Raw genomic sequence first — 21,257 nt, forward strand, 5'->3', positions numbered from 1 at the left:
CTTGAATCACGATGATGCCATTACGCTAGCCTAGCACTTGGCTATTTCAGCGCTTCGAGCGTCAAGTCCAGGCATTTGCGTGCCTTTTCAACCAACTCGTCGATCTCTTCATGGCTGATGACCAGCGGTGGTGCAATGATCATGGTGTCGCCCACGGCGCGCATGATCAAACCGTTGTCGAAGCAGTGCTGGCGGCAGATCATGCCGGCGCCCTGGCCTTCATAACGGGTGCGGATTGCCTTGTCCTTGACCAGTTCGATTGCACCGAGCATGCCCAGGCCGCGCACTTCACCCACCAACGGGTGATCGTTCAGCTCGCGCAGACGTTTTTGCAAATACGGTGCCGTTTCCTCCTGCACGCGCTCGATAATTTTCTCGTCGCGCAGGATTCGCAGGTTTTCCAGGCCCACCGCAGCCGCCACCGGGTGACCGGAGTAAGTGAAGCCGTGGTTGAAGTCGCCACCTTCGGAGAGCACCTTGGCCACTTCGTCACGCACGATCACACCACCCATGGGGATGTAACCGGAGGTCAGGCCCTTGGCGATGGTCATCAGGTCAGGCTTGAGGTCGTAATAATCGGAGCCGAACCACTCGCCGGTGCGACCGAAGCCGCAGATCACTTCGTCGGCAATGAACAGGATGTCGTACTTGGCCAGGATCTCCTTGATCTTCGGCCAGTAGGTGTCTGGCGGAATGATCACCCCGCCCGCGCCCTGGATCGGCTCGGCGATAAAGGCGGCGACGTTGTCTTCACCGACTTCGAGGATTTTCTTTTCCAGTTGCTCGGCTGCCCACACACCGAACTCGTCCGGGGTCATGTCGCCGCCTTCACCGAACCAGTAAGGCTGCGGGATATGCTCGATGCCCGGCAGCGTGCCGCCCTGAGCATGCATGCCGCTCATGCCACCCAGGGCAGCGCCGGCCACGGTGGAACCGTGATAACCGTTGATACGGCCGATGATTACCTGCTTTTGCGGCTTGCCCTTGAGCGCCCAGTAATGGCGGACCATGCGCAGGTTGGTGTCGTTGCCTTCGGAGCCGGAGCCGGTGAAGAACACATGGGTCATGCCTTTTGGCGCCACGGCGGAAACGGCCTTGGCCAGTTCCAGTGCCGGCGGGTGAGCGGTCTGGAAAAACAGGTTGTAGTACGGCAGCTCGCGCATCTGCTTGGCAGCGACTTCCACCAGCTCTTCACGGCCGTAGCCAACGGCCACACACCACAGGCCCGCCATGCCGTCGAGGATTTTGTTACCCTCGCTGTCCCACAAGTGAACACCTTCAGCTTTTGTGATGATGCGCGGCCCCTTCTCTTTCAATTGTTTGTAGTCACTGAAAGGCGCCAGGTGATGATCACGGCTCAGGTCTTGCCACTCGCGGGTTTGCGGGTTGTTGACACTCATGTGCTTCTCCGTTTTCTGACGGCCGCGGTCCTGCGGCTCCGGGTTGATCAGACCGCAAACAGCAGGAACTCACGTTCCCAGGAGCTGATTACGCGTTTGAAGTTTTCATGTTCGGCGCGCTTGGTGGCGACGTAGCCGGTGATGAATTTCTTGCCCAGGTACGGCTCCAGGGCCTGGCAGTTTTCCATCCGCTCCAGCGCATCCTCGATGGTCAGCGGCAGGCGCAGGTTGCGCCGCTCGTAACCACGGCCTTGCACTGGCGCACTAGGCTTGATGCCTTCGACCATGCCGATGTAGCCGCACAACAAACTGGCGGCGATTGCCAGGTACGGGTTGGCGTCAGCGCCAGGCAAGCGGTTTTCCACGCGGCGGTTCTGCGGGCCGGCATCCGGTACGCGCAGGCCCACGGTACGGTTCTCCTCGCCCCACTCGACGTTTACCGGCGCCGAGGTGTCGGGCAGGAAGCGGCGGAAGGAGTTGACGTTCGGGGCGAAGAGCGGCAGTACCACCGGGATGAACTTCTGCAGACCACCGACGTGATTGAGGAACAGCTCGCTCATGCGGCCATCTTCATCGGAGAAGATGTTCTTGCCGGTATGTACGTCGATGATGCTCTGGTGCAAGTGCATGGCACTGCCAGGCTCGCCGGTCATGGGCTTGGCCATGAAGGTGGCGGCGACGTTGTGCTTGAGCGCCGCTTCACGCATGGTCCGCTTGAACACCAGGATCTGGTCGGCCAGGGCCAGGGCGTTGCCGTGACGGAAGTTGATTTCCATCTGCGCAGTGCCGTCTTCGTGGATCAGCGTGTCAAGGTCCAGGTTCTGCAGCTCGCACCAGTCGTAGACATCCTCGAACAGCGGGTCGAATTCGTTGGCGGCTTCAATGGAGAACGACTGGCGGCCGGTTTCCGGCCGGCCGGAACGACCGATTGGCGGCTGCAGCGGGAAGTCCGGGTCTTCGCAGCGTTTGGTCAGGTAGAACTCCATCTCCGGCGCCACGATCGGCTGCCAGCCTTTGTCGGCATAGAGCTTGAGTACCTTCTTGAGGACGTTGCGCGGCGACAGCTCGACCGGGTTGCCCTGCTTGTCGTAGGTGTCATGGATCACCTGGGCCGTAGGCTCGATGGCCCAGGGCACGAGAAACACCGCGTTCTCGTCAGGGCGGCAGATCATGTCGATGTCCGCCGGGTCCAGCAGCTCGTAATAGATGTCATCGTCGACATAGTCGCCGGTAACCGTCTGCAGCAAGACACTCTCGGGCAAGCGCATGCCTTTTTCGGCGATGAACTTGTTGGTTGGAGAAATCTTGCCACGGGTGATCCCGGTGAGGTCGCTGATCAAGCACTCCACTTCGGTGATCTTGTGTTCTTTCAACCAATCGGTGAGCTGGTCGAGGTTGTTACTCATAAATACCTCAGGAGGTAAATGTCTGGACAGTCGTCAGGACACCCGGAGTGGGCCGTCCCAGACATTCTGGATGCCCCTCGGAGCTAAAGCAAAAGCCAGACGCAGGGAGACCGCGACGGGTATTACCCGCAAGGCTGATGAGCCCGCTATAGTGAAGGCAGAGGTCGTTTGAAGAGGCGTGGACAGCGAGCAGGACGCTCAAGCCGTCAATTATTTCAGCCGGGGCGCACGCCGCTGGCGCATGGCGTTGGCCACTCGCGAGGAATGCGTGCAAACCAATCTGCGAACGGCAGACGGTGATGCCAGTTGTCGGCAAGCGTGACATGTAACCCCCGGTATTATTGATGTTATGGGTTGCCACCGAGCTTAGCGTTGTTCATTTTTTTACACAACACCCCCGTAAAAAATAGAACACGGCACGCTCAAAACAGCCGATACCGTACGAAAGGAGTCCTTGCTCATGCCCTCTATTGCAGCAAAAATGCCGCTGCGAGGCCATTTTAGGGCATCATGGGGTTGGCTTGACTTCAGCATGGCTTTCGGATTGACTGAACCTGCAAGCCCCCATTGATTGATATTTTTAACAACAAAGGTGTTGCATCATGTCGGTACCCCCGCGTGCCGTTCAGCTTAACGAAGCGAACGCGTTCCTTAAGGAACATCCTGAGGTTCTCTACGTTGACCTTCTGATTGCAGATATGAATGGTGTGGTGCGTGGCAAGCGCATCGAGCGCACCAGCCTCCACAAGGTTTACGAGAAAGGCATCAACCTGCCGGCCTCCCTCTTCGCATTGGATATCAACGGCTCCACGGTCGAAAGCACCGGCCTGGGCCTGGACATCGGCGATGCCGACCGCATCTGCTATCCAATCCCGGACACCCTGTCCAACGAACCCTGGCAGAAGCGCCCAACCGCGCAACTGCTGATGACCATGCACGAACTCGAAGGCGAGCCGTTCTTTGCCGACCCGCGGGAAGTCCTGCGCCAGGTCGTGAGCAAGTTCGACGAGATGGGCCTGACCATTTGCGCCGCGTTCGAGCTGGAGTTCTACCTGATCGACCAGGAGAACGTGAACGGTCGCCCACAGCCACCGCGCTCGCCCATCTCCGGCAAACGCCCGATGTCGACCCAGGTTTACCTGATCGACGATCTGGACGAATACGTCGACTGCCTGCAGGACATCCTCGAAGGCGCCAAGGAACAGGGCATCCCTGCCGACGCCATCGTCAAGGAAAGCGCTCCGGCGCAGTTCGAAGTCAACCTGCACCACGTTGCCGACCCGATGAAGGCCTGCGACTACGCGGTATTGCTCAAGCGCCTGATCAAGAACATCGCCTACGACCATGAGATGGACACCACCTTCATGGCCAAGCCCTATCCGGGCCAGGCGGGTAATGGTCTGCATGTCCATATTTCGGTGCTGGACAAAGATGGCAAGAACATCTTCACCAGCGAGGATCCCGAGCAGAACGCCGCACTGCGTCACGCGATCGGCGGTGTGCTCGAGACCCTACCGGCGTCGATGGCGTTCCTGTGCCCGAACGTCAACTCGTACCGCCGTTTCGGTGCCCAGTTCTACGTACCGAACTCGCCAAGCTGGGGCCTGGACAACCGTACCGTTGCCCTGCGCGTTCCAACCGGCACGCCAGACGCCGTGCGCATCGAACACCGGGTTGCCGGCGCCGATGCCAACCCGTACCTGCTGATGGCGGCCGTGCTGGCCGGTGTCCACCATGGCCTGACCAACAAGGTCGAGCCGGGTGCGCCGACCGAAGGCAACTCCTACGAGCAGAACGAGCAGAGCCTGCCGAACAACCTGCGCGATGCACTGCGCGAGCTGGACGACAGCGAGATCCTGGCCAAGTACATCGATCCGAAGTACATCGATATCTTCGTGGCCTGCAAGGAAAGTGAGCTGGAGGAGTTCGAACACTCCATCTCCGACCTTGAGTACAACTGGTATCTGCATACCGTATGAATGCAATCGCGGGGCCAGCCCACTCCTACTGTAGGAGCGGGCTGGCCCCGCGATGCATTTAAAGCGACTTCTCGAAAATCTTCGAATTACGCTGATAGTTGTACAGTGACGCCCGCGCCGCCGGCAGTCGCTCGACTCCGCTCGGCACAAACCCCCGCTCCCGGAACCAGTGCGCCGTACGCGTCGTCAGCACGAACAGCGTATTGAGCCCCATCTCCCGCGCCCGCGTCTCGATGCGTTCCAGCAACTCGTCACCGCGCCCGCCATGGCGGTACTCAGGGTTCACCGCCAGGCACGCCAGCTCTCCGGCCTCGGAGTCTGCAATCGGGTACAACGCCGCACAGGCGATGATCATGCCTTCGCGCTCAACCACGCTGAACTGCTCGATCTCGCGCTCCAGTACCTCGCGTGAACGACGCACCAGAATGCCCTGCTCTTCCAGCGGGCTGATCAGGTCGAGCAAACCACCGACATCCTCGATCGCCGCCTCGCGCACCTTCTCGAATTGCTCCTGGGCCACCAGGGTGCCGCCACCGTCACGGGTGAACAACTCGGTCAGCAAAGCGCCGTCTTCGGCGTAGCTGACGATGTGACTGCGCGCCACGCCGCCCCGGCAGGCTTCGGCCGCCGCATCGAGCAGCTCGCCCTGGTAGTCGCTGCCCAGGCGCTGCAAGTGCGCGGGTACCTGCTGCGGACGCAGTTCACGCACCAGCCGCCCCTGCTCGTCGAGCAAGCCACGCTCAGCTCCGAACAAAAGCAGCTTGTCGGCGCCCAGTTCGATGGCCGCACGGGTGGCGACATCCTCACAGGCCAGGTTGAAGATCTCGCCCGTGGGCGAGTAGCCCAATGGCGACAACAGCACGATCGAACGCTCGTCGAGCAGGCGGTTGATACCTTTGCGGTCAACCCGGCGCACTTCGCCGGTGTGGTGGTAATCCACCCCTTCGACAACGCCGATCGGCCGCGCGGTGACCAAGTTGCCTGCGGCTACCCGCAAGCGCGAACCCTGCATCGGCGAGGCAGCCATGTCCATCGACAGGCGCGCCTCGATAGCGATGCGCAGGTGCCCCACGGCGTCGATCACACATTCCAGGGTCGCGGCATCGGTGATGCGCATGCCGCGATGGTAGTGCGGGGTCAGGCCGCGGCTGGTCAGGCGGCTTTCGATCTGCGGACGCGAGCCATGCACCAGCACCAGGCGAACCCCCAGGCTGTGCAACAGGACCAGGTCGTGGACGATATTGCCGAAGTTGGGGTGCTCGACGCCGTCTCCGGGAAGCATGACCACAAAGGTGCAGTCGCGGTGGGCATTGATGTAAGGCGAAGCATGACGCAACCAATTGACGTATTCGGGCATAACCACAGAGCCTGTAGAGAGTGGAGACAAGTACGGGAAAGCACACAGCGCTCGAAGGGTTATCGTCGGAACAGGCTTGGCGTCACGCGCAATCTCCTTGGGAAAACGGCCGAACTCAGCGGGTAATGACCGGGCTCAGGCAGTAATGTTCGATCAATTCACGCAATAGACGCACGGTAGGCTGCAAGCGTGACATTTCAAGGTACTCACCCGGCTGGTGGGCACAGGCGATGTCGCCAGGGCCCAGCACCAGGGTTTCACACCCCAGGCGCTGAAGATAAGGCGCTTCGGTGCCGAAGGCTACCGCTTCGGCCCGATGACCGGTCAGACGTTCGGCTACCCGCACCAGCTCGGCATCGGCCGCCTGCTCGAACGGCGGCACCTCCGGGAACAGCGGCGCGTAATCGATCTTTACCTGATGCTGCTCGGCCAGCGGCACCAGCTTCTGCCGGATGGCGGCGCGCAGCGCTTGCGGGTCCATGCCCGGCAATGGCCGCAAGTCGAACTCCAGGGCACACTGGCCGCAGATCCGGTTGGGGTTGTCACCGCCATGGATACAACCGAAATTCATCGTCGGCTGCGGCACGCTGAACTGAGCGTTGTTGAATTCTTTCTGCCATTGCCGGCGCAGCTCCATCAGTTCGCCCATGACCTGGTGCATGGCCTCGAGCGCACTGTGGCCCAGGCTTGGGTCCGACGAATGGCCACTGCGGCCGAGAATATCGATGCGTTCCATCATTACGCCCTTGTGCAGGCGAATCGGCTTGAGCCCGGTCGGCTCGCCGATCACGGCAGCCCGGCCCAATGGCCGGCCTGCTTCAGCCAGGGCCCGGGCACCTGACATCGAGCTCTCTTCGTCGCACGTGGCGAGGATCAGTAGCGGCTGCTTGAAATCGTGAGCCAGCAGCGGTTGCACCGCCTCGATGATCAGGGCGAAGAAGCCCTTCATGTCGCAACTGCCAAGGCCGACCCAGCGCCCGTCTACCTCGGTCAGCTTCAGCGGATCGGTCTGCCACAGTTCAGGATCGTAAGGCACGGTATCGCTGTGCCCGGCCAGCACCAGCCCACCCGGACCGCTGCCGTAGGAGGCCAGCAAGTTGAACTTGCCCGGCGTAACCTGCTGGATATCGCAGGTAAAACCCAGGTCTCCCAGCCAGCCGGCCAGCAGGTCGATCACCGCACGGTTGGATTGATCCAGCGCAGCTTGGGTACAACTGACCGAGGGCGCGGCAATCAGCGCGGCGAACTGGTCTTTGAGCGATGGCAACGGCATGCGCATTCTCCACGGGGCTTGGCCCATCATAGGGCCATCGGGCACCGGGAATAAACCGCCACGAGCCGACTCCTGTACACTGCGCCCCACGACGCTCCCTGTCATTCGAGCCTGGATCACCAGCAATGCATAAAGAAACCGAAATCAAACTGCGGGTCAGCCGCGAGACCCTCGCCGCCTTGCGCGAGCACCCATTGCTGAAGAAGCGCAACAAGTCCGGCTGGCAGCAGCGCGAGCTGCTGAACCAGTACTTCGATACCCCGGAGCGTGACCTGGCCGCGGCCAAGGTTGCCCTGCGCCTGCGCCGCGACGGTGACGTGGTCATCCAGACCCTCAAGACCCGCGGCCAGAGCGTCGCCGGCCTGTCCCAGCGCAACGAGCACGAATGGGAGCTGCCCAAGGCCAAGCTGGACCTGAAGAAACTTGACGAGCAATGCTGGCCGGCTGAGCTGGCCGAAGTGGACAAAAAGACCATCAAGGCGCTGTTCACCACCGATTTCACCCGCGAATACGCGGAAATCGCCTGGGGCCGCGGCAAGGCCAAAGTGGTGATCGAAGCGGCCCTGGACCTGGGCACCGTAGTCGCCGGCAAGCAGAAGGAAGAAATCTGCGAGCTGGAACTGGAACTGCGCGAAGGCGAGCCAGAGGCGCTGCTGGAACTGGCCGCCGAGCTGTCCGCCACGCTGCCATTGTTCCCGTGTGATATCAGCAAGGCCGAGCGCGGCTATCGCCTGCTCGACCCGAGCAGCTACGCCCTGAGCCTGCCAGGCGCCGAGCTGAATGCCGAAATGACGCTGGACGACGCCTTCGCAGCCCTGGCCTGGCAACTGCTGGGCAGCAGCCAGCGCCTGGCCGAGCAGTATCGTTTCAATGGCCACTGGCGCCTGCTGCAGGACTGGGTCCAGTCCCTGTCCGAACTGCGCGCCCTGGCCAGCAGCCTGGGTCAGGCCGCACCGCGTGCGACTACCCGCGCCCTGCGTGCCAGCCTCGACGCGCTGCTGGAAGACTGGCGCCCACTGGTACTGGCCGGCAACGACGACGAAGATGTACGCCGTGCGGCGCCCGAGCAGTTCGCCGAAGAGTTGCTGGACACGCGCTGGGGCCAGTTCTCCCTGGAAACTTCGCGCTGGCTGCTGGCCCGCGGCTGGACCGTCGAGCGCAACAAGCGCGGCGACCGCCAAGGTGCGGCACAGCTGGCCAACTGGCTGAACGTGCTGCTGGCTGACGAAGCGAAGGACCTGCAACTGCCCCTGTACCATCGCCAACCTGAAGACCTGGCCGAGCAACTGCCACGTATCGAGCGCCTGCTGGCCTGGTTGCACCACGCCCGCCAGGTGCTGGAGAGCCCGGACCTGGACCGCCTGTTTGGTGAGCTGAACAAGCTGCACGAGCTGGCCAACCTGCCGATCAGCGACGAAGTGGAAGCTGATGTGCGCACCGAGGTCCTCGAAGCCCGTGCGGACCAAGCGATGGCTGTGTTCCAGAGCCGTGGCTGGAAGCACTTGCTGCGCAAGTAAGGCTCAGCGCAGCACCGGCAGACTCGTCGTGGACTTGATTTCGGACAAGGCCACGATCGAGTTGACCTCCTGGATCCCCGGCACCATCGACAACTTTTCGAAGAAGAAACGTTCGTAGGCTTCGATGTCCGGGGTGACAATACGCAACAGAAAGTCCACCGCGCCCATCAGCACATAACACTCCAGCACTTCGGGAAAACCGCGAATCGCCTCGGTGAACTCGGTAAAGTTGCTGCGGCCATGGGCGTTGAGTTTGACCTCGGCGAAAATCTGCGTGTTCAGGCCGATCTTCTTGCGATCGAGCAAGGTCACCTGGCCTCGAATCACCCCCTCCTCCTTCATCCGCTGAATGCGCCGCCAGCACGGCGACTGCGAGAGCCCCACCCGCTCGGCAATCTGCGCACTGGAAAGCGAGGCATCCTCCTGCAACAGGGCCAGGATGCGACGATCATAGGCGTCTAACTCACTCTGCATATTTTTTCCTCTTGATCGGCACCGGACGAATTGATCAATTCGTAATTTCTGGATAGTTGCCGATCATAGAGAAAAATTTCCCGCACGCGCATGTAAAAATTTCCCCACTGACACCGGAGATTCCCATGAGCGCACTCGAACGTTTCGACAGCCCCCTCACACCGCTGCGTGAAGACGTCTGGGCCGCCAGCACTGCCCACAGCAACGTGCGCTACCACCTGCAGGTCGAGGCCGAGCCCGATAGCCTGTGCCGCGTACTGAACCTGTTCGCACTGCAGTTCCTCACCCCGCACAAAGTGCAGATGAAACAACAGGACGAACTGCTGGAGGTCGAGATCGACATCACCGGGCTGAGTTGGCACCGGGCTGAGCTCATTGCTCAAAAAATGCGCAATCTTATTTGCGTCGACGATGTCCGACTGCAGTCAGCGCATACCTTGTAATGCTTGAAGTCGCTTGCCGACCGCACTGATTGAATCGGTCGACTAATCTTGTCGTTGCCACCCCTTCAGGCAACGGCAAGGACGCCACATGCCCACTCCCCCTCAGGACCACTGGCTGAGTTTGGACAGCCTGCTGACCGACCTGCTCGACGCCCAGCTCATTACCCCTGCCGCCGCTCGACTATTGGCCACTCAAGGACTGGCCGAGGATGAACACCCGCTCGAACCGATCGCCCGCCAGCATCTGCCCGACCCACGCCGGGCCGGCCAACGCCTTGACCTCGACACCCTGTGCCAGTGGTTGGCAGAGCGCGCCGGCCAGCCCTATCTGTATATAGACCCCCTGCAACTTGACCTGAGCGCGACGGCTGAGCTGATGTCTGCCGCCTTTGCCCGACGCCACGCAATACTGGCCGTCGCTGTCGATGCCCACTGCGTCACGGTGGCCAGCGCGCAACCCTTCGTGCGGGCCTGGGAGGTGGATCTTGGCCAGGTGCTGCGCCGCCCGATCAAGCGCGTCCTGGCCAGCCCCGCGCAGATCCGCCAGTTCAGCCAGTTCAGCCAGACGTTCTGCCAGCTTGCACGGTCGGTCAACGCGGCTAACAGCAACACGGCCCGGCGCGACAATGAAGAAACCCATATTGTCGCCATCGTCGACTGGCTTTTGCAGTACGCCTTCGACCAGCGCGCCAGCGATATCCACATCGAACCCCGACGCGATCACGGCCAGCTGCGGTTTCGCATCGACGGATTGCTGCACCCGATCTACCAGTTCCCCACCGACGTCACGCTGGCGGTCGTCAGTCGCCTGAAAACGCTGGGACGCATGAATGTCGCCGAAAAGCGGCGCCCACAGGACGGCAGGATCAAGACCCGGCTCACCGCCGGCAGCGAAGTCGAGCTGCGCTTGTCGACCCTGCCCACTCCCTTTGGTGAAAAACTGGTGCTGCGCCTCTTCGATCCGTTCCTGTTGCAGCAGGACTTTGCTCAATTGGGCCTGGACGGCGACGACCTGACACTGTGGCAGCGCGTGATTGGACAGCGGCACGGCCTGATCCTGGTAACCGGCCCCACGGGCTCTGGCAAGACCAGCACCCTTTACGCCACCCTCAAGTACCTGGCTACACCCGAGGTCAATCTGTGTACTGTCGAAGACCCGATCGAAATGGTTGAACCGACGTTCAATCAATTGCAGGTTCACCCGGCCATCGACCTGGGCTTTGCAGAAGGTGCCCGGGCCCTGCTGCGGCAAGATCCGGACATCATCATGATCGGCGAAATACGTGACCTGGAAACCGCCCAGGTGGCGTTCCAGGCTGCGCTCACCGGCCATCTGGTGTTTTCCACCCTGCACACCAACGACGCCTGCAGCGCCATCACCCGCCTGCTGGAGCTGGGTATCGCGCCCCACCTGATCAAGGCCGGGCTGATCGGGGTGATGGCGCAGCGGTTGGTGCGCACGCTCTGCCCTGCCTGCAAACAGCCGCTAGCCGCGCTCGAGGCTGGCTATCAGGCCAGGGGCTGTAACGAATGCCGGCAAACCGGCTATCACGGGCGTACGGGTATCCATGAAGTGCTGTGCGTCAGTGCCGCGTTCGGTCGCCGTATCGGCAATGATGCCGACCTGGCAGCACTTCGTCGCCAGGCATGTGATGAGGGACTGCGCAGCCTGCACCAGAGCGGGGCACAAAAGGTGGCACGGGGCCTGACGTCAACGGCAGAAGTGCTACGGGTGGCGCCGGGGAACTAGAGCAAGGGGATTCGATCCAAGCGCTCAGTTCAACTCAGCTGGAGTCACCCGCAATGCGTGTCAAATTTGCAGTCGCAACCCTTGCCCTGCTGTCCCTGCCTGTCGGTTCGGCCATGGCCGATACGTTCTGGCGCAATGTCATTTCCTCAGGCGCAACCACCGGCTCCACCTACCTGACCTTCAAGGACCACAAGCTGGTTGTTGCCGCCCAGGACGATGCCGGTAGTTTTGTTGCCAGCGAAGGCAATATCCGTGGCCCCTACCTGGAAGCGGCGATGCAGAAAGTACGGGCCGACAACCCAGGCCTGGACGCGAGCGACATGGAACTGGCCAATGCAATTCTGGCCAAGAATGCCGTAAGCGAATAAAAGACGTCGCGGAGCAAGCCCGCTCCTGCAGGCACATACAAAACCTGTGGGACCTGGCTTGCCAGCGATGAGACCCGTGCTGACCTACGACCGCTGTGCGGTCGATCGCCGGCAAGTCCGGCCACACATATGTCCCAGTGGGCCTGCGGGAGCGATCAACGATAGTCCTCCACCGGCACACACGCACAGAACAAGTTCCGGTCACCAAACACGTTGTCGACCCGGTTCACCGCCGGCCAGTATTTGTGCAAGCGCACGTGGTTGCTGGGCGCAATACCCTGGGCGATGCTATACGGACGCTCCCATACCCCCAGTACATCCGCCAGAGTATGCGGCGCATGCTTGAGCGGATTGTCTTCTGCCGGCCAGCCGCCGTCCTGCACTTCACGAATTTCTGCACGAATGCAAAGCATTGCTTCGACAAAGCGATCCAGTTCGGCCTTCGACTCGCTTTCGGTCGGCTCGACCATCAAGGTGCCCGGCACCGGAAACGACATGGTCGGTGCATGAAAGCCGTAGTCCATCAGCCGCTTTGCCACATCCTCCTCGGTAATTCCGGTCAGCGCCTTCAACGGTCGCAGATCGAGGATGCACTCATGGGCCACTCGCGCGTTGCGCCCGCGGTACAGCACCGGGAAAGCCCCGCCCAACTGCTCTGCCAGGTAATTGGCCGAAAGAATCGCCACCTCGCTGGCATCCGCCAGTTGCGGGCCCATCATGGCGATATACATCCAGCTGATCGGCAGAATGCTCGCACTACCCCAGGGGGCGGCACTGACGGCAGTGTTCTGTGGATCGGGACCGGGAACCGGGACTACCGGATGGCTGGCCACGAACGGTGCCAGGTGTGCCCGCACCCCGATCGGCCCCATGCCCGGTCCACCACCGCCGTGAGGAATGCAAAAGGTCTTGTGCAGGTTCATGTGTGACACATCGGCGCCGATATCGGCGGGTCGGGTCAACCCCACCTGAGCATTGAGGTTGGCCCCGTCCATGTACACCTGGCCACCCTGCTTGTGGATAACCTCGCAGATTTCACTGATGCCCTCCTCATACACCCCGTGGGTCGACGGATAGGTCGCCATCAAACACGACAGGCGCTCGCCGGCCGCCTGCGCCTTGGCCTTGAGGTCGGCCAGGTCGACGTTACCTGCTTCGTCGCACTCGACGATCACCACCTGCATGCCCGCCATCTGCGCCGAAGCCGGGTTGGTGCCGTGGGCCGACGAGGGAATCAGGCAGATATCGCGCTGGGGCTGGTGACGACTGCGGTGATACTTGGCGATGGCCATCAGCCCGGCGTACTCGCCCTGGGCGCCGGAGTTGGGCTGCATGCAAATGGCATCGAAGCCGGTGATCGCACACAGCCAGGCCTCAAGCTCATCGATCATGGCTTTGTAGCCCTGCGCCTGTGCCGCAGGGGCAAAGGGATGCACGTGGGCAAAGCCTGGCCAGGTAATCGGGATCATCTCGCTGCTGGCGTTGAGTTTCATGGTGCAGGAGCCCAGTGGAATCATCGACTGGTTCAGCGCCAGGTCCTTGTTCTCCAACTGTTTGAGATAACGCAGCATCTCGGTTTCGCTGTGATGCAGATTGAACACTGGATGGGTCAGGAACGCGGAGCGGCGCACCAGCGCGGCGGGAATGCCCTCGGGCAATGCCAGGGCATCGAGGCTGGCGATATCCAGGCCGTGGTCTGCGCCCAGGAAAATATCGAACAGGCGCAGCACGGTGGCTTCATCGCAGGTTTCGTCGAGGCTGACACCCAGGTGACCGCGCCCGAGTATGCGCAAGTTGATCTGCGCCGCCTCGGCGCTTTCGATGATCGCTGTCTGGCTGCCACCGACGTCCAGGGTCAAGGTGTCGAAGAAGTGTTCGTTGACGCGCTTGATACCCTTGCTCTCAAGGCCTGCAGCCAGGATGAAGGTCAATGCATGCACCCGCTGGGCAATGCGCAGCAAGCCCTCCGGGCCGTGATAGACCGCATAGAACGCGGCAATGTTGGCCAGCAGCACTTGCGCGGTACAGATGTTGGAATTGGCCTTCTCGCGGCGGATATGCTGCTCGCGCGTTTGCAGCGCCATACGCAGCGCCACGTTGCCCCGGGCATCCTTGGAGACGCCGATGATGCGTCCGGGCATGGCCCGCTTGAACTCATCGCGACAGGCAAAGTAGGCCGCGTGGGGCCCACCAAAGCCCATGGGAACACCAAAGCGTTGCGATGACCCCAACACCACATCGGCGCCCTGCTCGCCCGGTGGGCTCAACATCAGCAGGCTCAACACGTCGGCGGCCACGCAGGCCAGGGCCTGCTGTTTGTGCAGTTGCTCCACCAGCGGGCGCAGGTCGCGGATCTCGCCGTGGGTATCGGGGTACTGCAGCAACGCCCCGAACACCTGGTAGTTGCCGAGGTTATCCACGGAATCGACGACCAGCTCGAAGCCAAAACCCTCGGCGCGGGTCTGCAACACCGAAAGTGTTTGCGGGTGGCAATGTTCATCGGCAAAGAACACATTGCTTTTCGACTTGGCCATGCGCTTGGCCAGGGCCATGGCTTCGGCGGCGGCTGTTGCCTCATCGAGCAAGGAGGCATTGGCCAGGTCGAGCCCCGTGAGGTCGATGATCATTTGCTGAAAATTCAGCAAGGCTTCCAGACGACCCTGGGCAATTTCCGGTTGGTAAGGCGTGTAGGCGGTGTACCAGCCCGGGTTCTCAAGGACGTTGCGCAGAATGACGGTCGGCGTGATCGTGCCGTGGTAGCCCATGCCGATCAGGCTGGTCCACACCTGGTTCTGTTCGGCGTAGCCCCTGAGCTTGTTCAGGGCGGCCTGTTCATCCAGGGCGGCAGGCAGGTCCAGCGCTCGATTCAGGCGAATACCCGGCGGGACGGTCTGCTCGATCAGTTCGCGACGGCTGCCCAGGCCAAGAGCCTCGAGCATGGCCTGCTGCTCCGGGGCATCGGGGCCCAGGTGGCGACGCAGGAAAGGATTGGGGTCGTGCAGTTGGCTCAGGGACGGCGACTGGGACATAGCGGCTCTCTCTTCCTAGACCAAGCCCCGACCAGTCGAGGCATATTGAGTCTAGGAAGAGATTGCCGCTTTGTGTGAAAACTATTCGCCGATGGCAGCTTTGTAGCCGGCGGCGTCGAGCAGTTTGTCCAGTTCGGCCTTGTCGCTCGGCTTGAGCTTGAAGATCCAGCTGGCATAGGGGTCGCTGTTCAGCGACTCGGGGCTGTCGGCCAGCGCCTCGTTCACCGCGATCACTTCGCCGCTGACCGGCGCGTAGATATCCGAGGCTGCCTTGACCGACTCGACCACGCCGGCTGCATCCCCTGCGGCGAACACCTTGCCGATTTCCGCCAGTTCGACGAACACCACGTCACCCAGGGCTTCCTGGGCGTGGTCGCTGATGCCGACGGTCACGCTGCCATCGGCTTCCAGCTTGGCCCACTCGTGGCTCTCGGCAAAACGCAGGTCGGCGGGGATATTGCTCATCTTGTTGTCCTCGATAGGGTCAGCGGTAAGCCCGCCAGAATAGGTTCAGATCAGAATCTTGCCATGGCGCACGAAGGTCGGCTTGACCACCCGCACCGGGTACCACTTGCCGCGAATTTCCACCTCGGCACGATCGGCGGTTGCCATCGGCACCCGCGCCAGCGCGATCGATTTGCTCAGCGTAGGGGAGAAACTACCACTGGTGATCTCTCCTTCGCCAATACCGTTCACGCGCACCACTTGATGGGCACGCAGTACGCCACGCTCCTCGAGCACCAGGCCGACGAGTTTCTGCTCGACGCCGTGCTCGATTTCCGCCAGTAAACCATTGCGGCCAATGAAGTCACGACCGGCCGGCTCCCAGGCGATGCTCCAGCCAAGGTTGGAGGTCAGGGGGGTATGGGCCTGGTCAATGTCCTGGCCGTACAGGTTCATGCCCGCTTCGAGACGCAAGGTATCGCGCGCGCCCAGGCCGCTGGGGGCAATGCCCGCGCCCACCAGGTCGTTGAAGAACGCCGGCGCCTGCAAGGCGGGCAGGATTATTTCCAGGCCATCTTCACCGGTGTAGCCGGTGCGAGCGACAAACCAGTCACCTTCGGCACGACCTTCAAAGGGCTTGAGATCGCGGATCAGCGCGGAGCGCGCCGCGCTGACCAGTTCAGCGACCCTGGTCCTGGCTTCGGGCCCCTGGATAGCAAGAATGGCCAGCTCCGGACGCTCATGCAGCTCGACCTCGTAGCTGCCTTTGCAGGCATTGAGCCAAGCCATGTCCTGGTCGCGGGTCGAGGCGTTGACCACCAGGCGATAACCGTCATCGCAGCGGTAGACAATCATGTCATCGATCACAAAGCCTTGTTCGTCGAGCATGGTGCTGTACAGGGCTTTGCCAGGTTCGTTCAGACGACCGACATCGTTGGCCAGCAGGTGCTGCAACCAGACTTCGGCCTGCGCGCCTTGAACATCGATCACGGTCATATGGGAGACATCGAACACCCCACAGTCACGGCGCACCTGATGGTGCTCCTCGACTTGCGAGCCATAATGCAGGGGCATGTCCCAACCGCCAAAATCGACCATCTTGGCGCCTAGCGCCAAGTGCAGGTCATAAAGAGGCGTACGCTGTCCCATGGGTTTCTCCTTCCGGGCGTGGCGAAGCTAGCGGCTGAAGGCAGCATTGCAGCTACCTGGTCTGTAGGACCGACCGCAGCGAATGCCGCGCATTGTAGCTGCAAGCTGGAAGGCTTACACCCTTCAGCGCGTTTGACCGATGTGCCTGGCTGAACGTCGAATCAGACCGATGACCGGCAACAGACCGACCAGGATCAGCGTCAGGGCAGGCAGCGAAGCCCGCGCCCACTCGCCTTCGCTGGTCATTTCAAACACACGCACCGCCAGGGTATCCCAGCCGAACGGGCGCATCAGCAAAGTCGCGGGCATTTCCTTCAGCACATCGACGAACACCAGCAAGGCTGCACTCAAGGCCCCGGGTACCAGCAACGGCAGATACACCTTGAAAAACAATCTTGGACCACTGACACCAAGGCTGCGGGAAGCCTCGGGCAGCGACGGCCTGATCCGGTCCAGGCTGTTTTCCAGCGGGCCGTAGGCGACAGCAATGAAGCGCACCAGGTAGGCCAGCAACAGCGCGAACAGACTCCCCAGCAGCAATGGCCTGCCTGCGCCGCCCAGCCAATTCGAGAGCGGGACGACCAAGTGGTTGTCGAGGTAGCTGAACGCCAACATGATCGACACAGCCAGTACCGAGCCTGGCAGCGCATACCCGAGGTTGGCCAGGCCGACACCGGCGCCGATGGCCGTGGTCGGCGCCTGGCGCCGGGCAAAGGCCAGCACCAGCGCCACACACACGGTGATCAACGCCGCCATCGCCCCCAGGTAGAGGGTATGCAGGATCAGGGCGGCATACCGCTCATCCAGGTCAAACCGCCCCCGCTGCCAGAACCACACCAGCAACTGGATGACCGGAATGACAAACGCGCAGGCGAACACCAGCAAGCACCAGCCACTGGCAGCCAGCGCCTTGACACCACGCAGGTGGTACAACGCCTTGCCCCTTGGCCGCTCATTACTGCCACGCACCGCGCCACGCGCGCGACGCTCGCCATACAGCACCAGCATCACCACCAACAGCAACAGACTGGCAAGTTGAGCCGCACTGGAAAGGCTGAAGAAGCCATACCAGGTCTTGTAGATCGCGGTGGTGAAGGTGTCGAAGTTGAACACCGAGACGGCGCCGAAATCCGCCAGCGTCTCCATCAATGCCAAGGCAACACCCGCACCGATGGCAGGGCGGGCCATGGGCATTGCCACCCGCCAGAACGCCTGCAAGGGCGAGTGCCCCAGCACCCGCGCCGCCTCCATCAAGCCTTTACCCTGGGCCATGAACGCGGTGCGTGCCAGCAAGTAGACGTAGGGGTAGAACACCAGCACCAGGACAATGATCACCCCACCGGTGGAGCGCACCCGTGGCAAGCGCATGGGGCCGAACCACTCGCGCATCAGGGTCTGCACCGGTCCGGCAAAATCCAGCAGTCCGACAAAAACGAACGCCAGCACGTACGCAGGGATGGCAAACGGCAGCATCAGCGCCCAGTCCAACCAGCGTCTCCCGGGGAATTCGCAGAGGCTGGTGAGCCAGGCCAGGCTCACGCCGAGCACGGTAACGCCCATGCCCACACCGACAATCAGGGTCAGGGTGTTGCCCAACAGGCGGCTCATCTGGGTGTCCAGCAGGTGCGACCAGATCTGCATGTCGACCGACTGCCAGGACAACAGCAGCACGCTCAGGGGCAGCAGCACCAGGGCAGCAATGACAAAAACCAGGGGATACCAGCGACGTTGGGCGGGGTGAGCCAAAACAAAAATCTCGGTTGTAGGAGCGGGCTTGCCCCGCGATCCCATCAGGCGGCACAAGGCCGCTCCTGCAGATGCAGGAGCGGCCTCATGAAGGATAAAGCCTTGCGCTTAGTTCCAGCCAGCCCGATCCATCAAGCGAATCGCTTCAGCCTGGCGCTTGCCAGCGATTTCCACCGGAATGGAGTCGGCCTTGAACGAACCCCAGGCGGCAACTTCTTCCGAGGGCTTCACTTTCGGATTGGCCGGGAATTCCTGGTTCACATCGGCGAAAAGCTTCTGGGCTTCTTCACCGGTCATCCACTCCACCAGCTTCTTGGCGGCTTCCGGATGCGGGGCGTACTTGGTCAGGCCGATACCCGAGAGGTTTACGTGGACACCGCGGTCAGCCTGGTTGGGCCAGAACAGCTTGACCGCCAGCTTCGGGTCTTGTTTGTGCAGGCGACCGTAGTAGTAGGTGTTGACGATACCGACATCGCACTGGCCGGCATTGATGGCCTGCAACAGCGCGGTATCGTCGGAGAACACATCGGTGGACAGGTTGTTGACCCAGCCCTTGATGATTTCCTCGGTTTTCTTCTCACCGTGGGTTTCGATCAGGGTGGCAGTCAACGACTGGTTGTAGACCTTCTTCGCCGTACGCAGGCACAGGCGACCTTCCCAGTTCTTGTCGGCCAGGGCTTCATAGGTGCTCAGCTCTTCTGGCTTGACCCGTTCGGTGGAGTAGGCGATGGTCCGGGCGCGCAGGCTCAGGCCGGTCCAGTCGTGGGACGAGGCACGGTACTGCTTGGGAATGTTGGCGTCGATAACATCGGACTTGATCGGCTGCAGAATGCCCATCTGCTCGGCCTGCCAGAGGTTGCCGGCGTCGACGGTGAGCAGCAGGTCGGCTGTGGCATTCTGGCCTTCAGCCTTGATGCGCTGCATCAGCGGCGCTTCCTTGTCGGTGATGAACTTCACCTTCACGCCCGTCTTGGCGGTGTAGGCATCGAACACCGGCTTGATCAACTCGTCGATGCGCGAGGAATACACCACCACCTCGTCTGCCGCCTGGGCAGTGCCGCCCAACAGGGTCAGAGCCAGGGCGGCCAATACGTGCTTGCGTGGCAACATGGTGCAGTCCTCGGAGATAAATAGAGGCGCAAATGGTAGTTAATCCCATTTGCCTTCTCAACCGAACTCACCGGGGAGGAGTTACCAGATGTTACCAGGCCTCAAGCGCGTGCCAGATCCGGCAGATCACCGGTCAAGCCCATGGCCTGGCGAACGAACAGTGCCTTGGCCTCGGGCAGTTGCTCCACCCATTTCAGACCACTGTTGCGCAACCAGCGCAACGGCAGCGGGTCAGCCTGGAACAGGCGCTCAAAACCTTCCATGGCTGCCATCAGTGCGAGGTTGTGTGGCATGCGACGGCGCTCGTAGCGGCTCAGCACACGTACGTCGGCCAACCGCTCGCCACGCTCATAGGCATGCTGCAGTTCCTCGGCCAGCACCGCGGCATCGAGAAAGCCCAGGTTGACGCCCTGCCCGGCCAGCGGATGGATAGTGTGGGCGGCATCGCCGATCAGGGCCAGGCCCTCGGCCACGTAACGCTTGGCATGACGCTGGCGCAACGGCACGCAGACCCGAGGGTCGGCCTGCAACACAGCGCCGAGTCGGCCTTCGAAGGCGCGCTCGAGTTCGGCACAGAAAGCTTCGTCGGGCAGGCCCATTAGGTGTTCGGCCTGCTCCGGCGTGGTCGACCAGACAATCGAGCACCAGTCTTGCTGGCCATCGCGCAGCAGCGGCAAGAAGGCCAGCGGACCGTCATCAGTGAAACGCTGCCAGGCCGTGGCCTGGTGCGGCTCGGCGCAGCGCACGCTGGTGACGATGGCATGATGCAGATAATCCCACTCGCGGGTTTCGCAACCGGTCAGGCGCCGCACTGCAGAGTTGGCACCATCGGCGGCGATGACCAGTGGCGCACGCAAGGTGCGGCCATCGGCGAGTGTCAGCAGCCACTCGTCACCCGAACGACGCATCTGCTCCAGGCGCGCGTTGGCCAGCAAACCGATCTCGCTGTCGTGCAGGCGTTCGAGCAATCCGTCCTGCACCACCCGGTTCTCGACAATGTGCCCCAGTACTTCGGCATGCACACTGGCGGCCGAAAAATGGATCTGGCCGGTGCCACTGCCATCCCATACACGCATGTCCGAGTAGGGGCTCAAGCGTCGGTCGCTGATGCCCTGCCAGGCCCCCACCCGCTCGAGGATGCGCTGGCTGGCCATCGACAGGGCGCTGACGCGCGGTTCGAAGGCAGACTGATCATCGAAGGGTTTGATCGACAGCGGGCTGCCATCAAGCAGGAGTATCTCCAGGCCGCTGTGCTGCAATGCCAGGGCCAGGGCGCTGCCGACCATACCGGCACCGACAATCAACAGATCTGCGCGCATTTCCATGCCTTAAGCCTGTCTCGCTTGCGGCTTGAGCCGCACATAAAGGGTTTTGTCGACCCGTGCCACCAGCTCGCCGGCAGCATCTCGGATATCGACCTGAAGTCGTGGCAGGTATTTCTTGCCGCCTGCGGTGTGTTCGCGAATATCGGTCAGCAAGTCGTCATCAATACACAGCTCGGCAAATACCGGGCCTTTGCCCGGTGAAATGAAGTCGATGCTGGCGGCCTTGTCCCAGACGATGTACTCGCGGCCCAGGAGTTCCATCAGCATCAGCATGTAGAACGGATCGACCATCGAATACAGGCTGCCGCCGAACTGGGTATGGACATAGTTGCGGTTGAACCAGTGCAAGCCCATGCGCACCTTCACCTGGCGCAGGTCAGGGCTGATGCTCTGCACGCGGATACCGGCGCCAATGTAGGGCGGGTACACATTCAGCAGCCAGCGCAGCATGCGCGCACGCCGTGCCAGTTTTCGCGAATCGCTCATG

At 61.8% G+C, this 21,257-nt stretch carries 17 protein-coding genes; 5 read left to right on the top strand and 12 right to left on the bottom strand.

What is annotated here, in order from left to right:
• Positions 1-41: 41 nt before the first annotated feature.
• Entirely contained in the window at positions 42-1,400 is a 1,359-nt protein-coding gene (locus tag H621_RS0105205) for an aspartate aminotransferase family protein (RefSeq protein WP_028942348.1), read from the bottom strand.
• A gap of 47 nt (positions 1,401-1,447) precedes the next feature.
• Positions 1,448-2,806 (bottom strand): glutamine synthetase family protein, encoded by a 1,359-nt coding sequence (locus tag H621_RS0105210; protein ID WP_028942349.1) that lies wholly within the window; start codon positions 2,804-2,806, stop codon positions 1,448-1,450.
• A gap of 602 nt (positions 2,807-3,408) precedes the next feature.
• On the opposite strand from H621_RS0105210, the gene H621_RS0105215 reads away from it, so the two are divergent.
• Positions 3,409-4,785: a glutamine synthetase family protein gene (locus H621_RS0105215; RefSeq protein WP_028942350.1), complete on the top strand. Its 1,377-nt coding sequence runs from the start codon at positions 3,409-3,411 to the stop codon at positions 4,783-4,785.
• Between the two features lie 58 nt (positions 4,786-4,843).
• Here the strand turns inward: H621_RS0105215 and argA are convergent, their stop codons facing one another.
• Positions 4,844-6,142 carry an amino-acid N-acetyltransferase gene (gene argA / locus H621_RS0105220; RefSeq protein WP_028942351.1) on the bottom strand — a complete coding sequence of 433 codons (1,299 nt, stop codon included), beginning with the start codon at positions 6,140-6,142 and terminating at the stop codon, positions 4,844-4,846.
• 115 nt (positions 6,143-6,257) lie between these two features.
• A complete protein-coding gene (argE, locus tag H621_RS0105225; RefSeq protein WP_028942352.1) occupies positions 6,258-7,415 on the bottom strand; it encodes an acetylornithine deacetylase in 1,158 nt (385 codons plus the stop codon).
• A 125-nt stretch (positions 7,416-7,540) separates the two neighbouring features.
• Between argE and H621_RS0105230 the strand changes: the two genes are divergently transcribed.
• Entirely contained in the window at positions 7,541-8,932 is a 1,392-nt protein-coding gene (locus H621_RS0105230; RefSeq protein WP_028942353.1) for a CYTH domain-containing protein, read from the top strand.
• A 3-nt stretch (positions 8,933-8,935) separates the two neighbouring features.
• Here the strand turns inward: H621_RS0105230 and H621_RS0105235 are convergent, their stop codons facing one another.
• Positions 8,936-9,406 carry an Lrp/AsnC family transcriptional regulator gene (locus H621_RS0105235; protein ID WP_028942354.1) on the bottom strand — a complete coding sequence of 157 codons (471 nt, stop codon included), beginning with the start codon at positions 9,404-9,406 and terminating at the stop codon, positions 8,936-8,938.
• Between the two features lie 125 nt (positions 9,407-9,531).
• On the opposite strand from H621_RS0105235, the gene H621_RS0105240 reads away from it, so the two are divergent.
• The 3 genes from H621_RS0105240 to H621_RS0105250 all read left to right on the top strand — a co-directional run bounded on the left by H621_RS0105240 (position 9,532) and on the right by H621_RS0105250 (position 11,967).
• Positions 9,532-9,849 carry a hypothetical protein gene (locus H621_RS0105240; protein WP_051270455.1) on the top strand — a complete coding sequence of 106 codons (318 nt, stop codon included), beginning with the start codon at positions 9,532-9,534 and terminating at the stop codon, positions 9,847-9,849.
• Between the two features lie 88 nt (positions 9,850-9,937).
• On the top strand, positions 9,938-11,599 hold the full coding sequence (locus H621_RS0105245) for a GspE/PulE family protein (RefSeq protein ID WP_028942356.1): 1,662 nt from the start codon (positions 9,938-9,940) through the stop codon (positions 11,597-11,599).
• 53 nt (positions 11,600-11,652) lie between these two features.
• Entirely contained in the window at positions 11,653-11,967 is a 315-nt protein-coding gene (locus H621_RS0105250) for a DUF2388 domain-containing protein (protein WP_028942357.1), read from the top strand.
• 155 nt (positions 11,968-12,122) lie between these two features.
• Here the strand turns inward: H621_RS0105250 and gcvP are convergent, their stop codons facing one another.
• From gcvP to H621_RS0105285, 7 genes are all read right to left on the bottom strand, one after another.
• Complete coding sequence (gcvP, locus tag H621_RS0105255) at positions 12,123-14,996, bottom strand: aminomethyl-transferring glycine dehydrogenase (protein WP_028942358.1); 2,874 nt, start codon at positions 14,994-14,996, stop codon at positions 12,123-12,125.
• An 81-nt stretch (positions 14,997-15,077) separates the two neighbouring features.
• Positions 15,078-15,461 (bottom strand): glycine cleavage system protein GcvH, encoded by a 384-nt coding sequence (gene gcvH, locus H621_RS0105260; RefSeq protein WP_028942359.1) that lies wholly within the window; start codon positions 15,459-15,461, stop codon positions 15,078-15,080.
• Positions 15,462-15,506: 45 nt separating this feature from the next.
• Positions 15,507-16,589: a glycine cleavage system aminomethyltransferase GcvT gene (gcvT, locus tag H621_RS0105265; RefSeq protein ID WP_028942360.1), complete on the bottom strand. Its 1,083-nt coding sequence runs from the start codon at positions 16,587-16,589 to the stop codon at positions 15,507-15,509.
• A 123-nt stretch (positions 16,590-16,712) separates the two neighbouring features.
• Positions 16,713-18,335, bottom strand: a complete 1,623-nt coding sequence (locus H621_RS0105270; RefSeq protein WP_028942361.1) for an ABC transporter permease — start codon at positions 18,333-18,335, stop codon at positions 16,713-16,715.
• 108 nt (positions 18,336-18,443) lie between these two features.
• Positions 18,444-19,445, bottom strand: coding sequence for an extracellular solute-binding protein (locus H621_RS0105275; protein WP_028942362.1), 1,002 nt, complete (start codon positions 19,443-19,445; stop codon positions 18,444-18,446).
• 101 nt (positions 19,446-19,546) lie between these two features.
• Positions 19,547-20,764: a 2-octaprenyl-3-methyl-6-methoxy-1,4-benzoquinol hydroxylase gene (locus H621_RS0105280; RefSeq protein WP_167332094.1), complete on the bottom strand. Its 1,218-nt coding sequence runs from the start codon at positions 20,762-20,764 to the stop codon at positions 19,547-19,549.
• Between the two features lie 9 nt (positions 20,765-20,773).
• The gene (locus H621_RS0105285; protein ID WP_028942364.1) at positions 20,774-21,256 is read right to left on the bottom strand and encodes a DUF4442 domain-containing protein; all 483 of its coding nucleotides are present in this window, start codon (positions 21,254-21,256) and stop codon (positions 20,774-20,776) included.
• Position 21,257 lies beyond the last annotated feature (1 nt).

The sequence above is a fragment of the Pseudomonas vranovensis DSM 16006 genome, assembly GCF_000425805.1.
Lineage (GTDB): Bacteria > Pseudomonadota > Gammaproteobacteria > Pseudomonadales > Pseudomonadaceae > Aquipseudomonas > Aquipseudomonas vranovensis.